Here is a 2061-nt window from a genome sequence, read left to right as displayed (position 1 = left end):
GACCGGCGGCGTGGTCGCCGAGCGCGAACTTGGCCTCCCCGAGGCTCGCCAGCTCGAACACGGTGGAACGCACCTCGCCCGGAGCGCGGGCGGCCACCGCGCGCGAGAGGTTCCCCGCGGCGCCTTCGTGATCACCCATCGCCAGCTGCACCGACCCGGTCATGCCCAGCAGGTCGGCTTCGCGGAACCACCGCAGCAGCGGGTAGTCGTCGTCGATCGACGCGGCCGCGTGCTGGCTGCGGCCCTGCTCCAGTGCGCGCTGCACGGTGTTCTTGCGCTGCCCGAACGCGGCCGCCCACGCGCAGTTGAGCTGCAGCACCGAACTCACCAGCGGTGACGAGTCGGTGCGCAGCGAACCGAGCTGGAACAGCTTCAACGCCGACTCGGCATCGCCGAAGTGCAGCTCGGTGCGCCCGGCGGCGTAGAGCGCGCGGGAGATCGCCAGCGGATCCGTGCCTTCCCGGCCGAACGACAGCGCGCGCCCGTAGTGCCCGTGCGCGGCTTGCAACAACCCGTTCTCCGCCGCGATCCAGCCCGCGGTGGCGTGCAGGTTGCACAGCATGGCCATCAGGCCCGCGCGTACCTGCTCGGACATGCACGCCTCGCGCATCGCCTCGGCCTGCCGGGCCGACGCGGCGATCGTGCCGTACTGGCCGACGCCGCCGTAGCGCTGATCCAGCGTGCGCAGCTCGGTGATCATCCGCTGCATCGCGGCGAGGTCCGAAGCGCCCACCCTGGTCGGCGCAGCGCTGTGCGCGGTGAGGTCGCGCACGCCCGGCGGGCCGGCGTCGGTTTGCCCACCGACCACCACGGAGCCCGCGTAGGACAGGAAACTCCGTCGTTTCACCTGTTCCTCCTCTTCTTCCGCGTCGGGTGCCTGCTCGTCACCTCCGGCGTAGGCGAGGCCCATCCAGCCGCGCGGCACGCCGAGTCCCTCGGCGATGCGGGACAACAGGTCGTAGCTGCGCACCGCGCGGCCGCTGAGCACTTCGCTGACTTCGCTCTGGGCTTGCCCGGTCAGCGCCGCGATGCGGATCTGCGGCACGCCGTGCGTGCGCAGCGCGCGGTAGACCGAGCCGATGTCGTGGGCCGCCAAGGCGTCGCGGACCTGCGGGCAACGCCAGAATTCCGGCGGGATCTCCTCTCCGGGCACCGGGCGATGCTATACGGAAAGTGATCGGACGTGTGCGGACTGTGAAAAGATCACCGGAAAGGATTCAGCAAGAATCTCGGAATATACCGGGGAAATTCATGCCTTGCCGGTGCCGCGGTCCGGTCGTCGTTGTGCCGCGCTGTGTACCGCCGGTAACCTCCCGCCGCACCGAGATCAGGAGCAGTGCGATGTACGCCGAGCAACGGCACCGGAACATCCCGGGACGAGCCCGTGCGGACCGGGCCGGGCCTGCCGAATTGTTCGGCCGGGACGACGAGCTGGAGCTGCTGACCGGGATCGCGGAGCAAGCCGGGAGCGGTTCCGGCCGGGCGGTTCTGCTGCGCGGGCCCGCGGGCATCGGCAAGACCGGGCTGCTGCACGCCGCGCTCGGACGGCTGGCGCCGGTCGCCGCGCGCACGTTGCGCGCCCGCTGCCCGGATGCGGGGTCGGGAGCTTACGGCGCGGTGCGCGATTTGTTCCAGCCGTTGGGATTCGGCACCGCGGCCGAAGACTCCGCCGATGCATCCCGGGCCGATGCATCCCGGGCTGATGCAACCCGGGCCGACGCACCCGGCGCCGACGCACTTCGGACTGATGCATCGCGGCCCGAAGCACTGCAGACCGATGCACCCCGGCTCGAGGCAACGCAGCCCGATGCGCCCCGGCCGGATGCGTTGCGGGGCAGCGCCCGGCTCGCGCTGCCCGCGCTGCAGCCGGACGGCCTCGCCCCCGCGCCGAGCAGCACCTACGCCGTGCTGCACGGGTTGCACTGGCTCGTCGCAGGACTCACCGCCGACGGGTTGCTGGTGCTGGCCGTGGACGACGTGCAGTGGTGCGACGAGAATTCGTTGCGGTGGCTGGCTTTCCTGCTGCGGCGCGCGGAGGACCTGCCGCTGCTGGTGCTGCTG

General features: G+C 71.5%; 2 protein-coding genes. One reads left to right on the top strand and one right to left on the bottom strand.

Annotation, left to right across the window (positions count from 1 at the left end):
• On the bottom strand, positions 1-1153 hold a 1153-nt coding region (locus IJH84_RS25505; protein WP_295149878.1), incomplete at its 3' end, for a helix-turn-helix transcriptional regulator.
• 188 nt (positions 1154-1341) lie between these two features.
• Between IJH84_RS25505 and IJH84_RS25500 the strand changes: the two genes are divergently transcribed.
• A partial coding sequence (locus tag IJH84_RS25500) for an ATP-binding protein (RefSeq protein WP_295149876.1) occupies positions 1342-2061 on the top strand: 720 nt, incomplete at its 3' end.

The organism is Saccharopolyspora sp., from assembly GCF_017434145.1.
GTDB classification, from domain to species: domain Bacteria; phylum Actinomycetota; class Actinomycetes; order Mycobacteriales; family Pseudonocardiaceae; genus Saccharopolyspora_C; species Saccharopolyspora_C galaxeae.
Note: the sequence above shows the minus strand (reverse complement) of the source record. Positions and strands in the feature narration are given on the sequence as shown.